Source organism: Streptomyces sp. NPDC054841 (genome assembly GCF_053611045.1).
The window spans coordinates 1-1,668 of record NZ_JBSGZO010000865.1; the positions used below are offsets into that span (position 1 = coordinate 1).

Below are 1,668 nucleotides of genomic sequence, written 5' to 3' on the forward strand. Positions count from 1 at the left end.
TGGACCGGCATCTGCACCACCTGCCACCAACCCCTGCCGGCCAGAACACGCACAACACCAAGATCAAGACAGACCTAACGGAGTCCTACTAGGGGTTTGTTGAGCTGCCACTTTCGACCAAAGCGCCTCTGCATCACCATTTGTGCCACATACTGCTTAATGCCTCTCGCGCCGCAGGTTGTGAGCCGCTGATGAAGGCGCGGATGCTGGCTGGCTGATGCCGCGATGCGACCTGGTGCCCGCGTACGCCGCGCGCCCGTGCATCGTCTACTCGGCCGGTAACGCTGGGGCGGGCGCGAGCCTCTGCAAGACCCGCGGCGGCACCCAATCTCGCTCGTTCCTCGTCCTCCTGGCGCTGCTCGTCGCGAATCTCCTGATCTCTGCGGCAGCTACGGAACGCGCAATCGATGGTGCCGGAGAAGACGATGAAGGCCCGCGGCATACCCTCGCCCGACCGCGCCGAAGCCGTGCTCTTGGCCCTGTACGAACCCCGAGCCACTCAGCAGACCGCGCCCCGTCGCGGACTGCTGAACTAAGCCGGCACATGCCCCGACGCGCTCGTTCGGCGCGAAGACCCGGATCCGGCCGCACCTCCCGTCCGAGTCAGACCACGACTACCGCGGATGCAGAGCCGCGCGGGCCGCGAGAAGGAACGCGTTGCTCGCCTCGTCGAAGCTGGGAAGGTTCAGATCGGGGCCGTCATCTGCTGGGCCGCAGAGTGTCGGGATCAACGCCGCGCTCAGTCCCATGCGCGTGAACAACTGGCGTAGTTCTGCCAAGACTCCGACGGTGCTGTCCTCAGGCGTACCGATCGTGTGCCAGGCGCCTTGCGCGATAGTGATCAACTCCCATGCGCGACTCGCATCCTGTCTGTGAGTACTCGTCCGCGCAGCAACTTGCTCCATCGCACTCCGTTGACGTGCGTGATTCTGCATCATGATCGCGAGCACCTCGGCGGATGTCTGCAATACCCGCGCAGCCGATGCCACTTCTTCAGGCCCCTCCAATCGCACCACCCAGCCCTTATGCGACATGTCTGCTGCCAACGGCTTCAACCCGGCAATACGCAAGCGCGTTTCCTCCTCCTCGGCCGAGGGTTCCAGGTTGAGGGCGTAGTCGTGGTGGCTGAGCACTGCTTGCAAGAAGGACGCATAGGCTTCCCGTTGGATAGCGCGCCGCCACTGGACATGCTCTATTTGGCCTTGTGCTCGCACGGCGTCGAGCGCGGCGCTGTAGCTCGCGTCTGCTTGAGCTAGGGCGCGTATCGAGTCGTGATCAATAGGTGGCTCGGGTGAGGTCTTTAATCCAGATCATCGAGGCGCGTAGGTGCAGGCCGGCGAGGTAGCTGTCCGGGGTCTTGTCATATCGGGTGGCGATGCCTCGCCAGGCCTTCAGCTTGTTGATCAGGCGCTCGACGGTGTTCCGTTCCTTGTAGAGGTCGGTGTCGTGGCTGACGGGCCGGCCGCCCCTGGAGCCCTTCCTGTTCCGGTTGGCGGCCTGGTCCCTCTTCTCCGGGATGACTGCCTTGATCCCCCGTTGGCGCAGGTGTGCCCGGTTGCCGCGGGACGAGTAGGCCTAATGGGACGCGAAGGACGGTAAGCGAGCCCTGATCTTGGTCACCGGCCTTCCGGGCGCGGAGCAAGCCTTTGAGTATGCCCGGACCATCGA

At 64.1% G+C, this 1,668-nt stretch carries 1 protein-coding gene and 1 pseudogene; both read right to left on the bottom strand.

Annotated elements, in window-relative coordinates; all coding sequences use genetic code 11:
- Positions 1-614: 614 nt before the first annotated feature.
- The gene (locus ACWGI8_RS44025) at positions 615-1,142 is read right to left on the bottom strand and encodes a hypothetical protein (RefSeq protein ID WP_453669213.1); all 528 of its coding nucleotides are present in this window, start codon (positions 1,140-1,142) and stop codon (positions 615-617) included.
- A 133-nt stretch (positions 1,143-1,275) separates the two neighbouring features.
- A pseudogene (locus tag ACWGI8_RS44030) lies at positions 1,276-1,575 on the bottom strand (transposase); the annotation flags it as partial.
- Between the last annotated feature and the right edge of the window lie 93 nt (positions 1,576-1,668).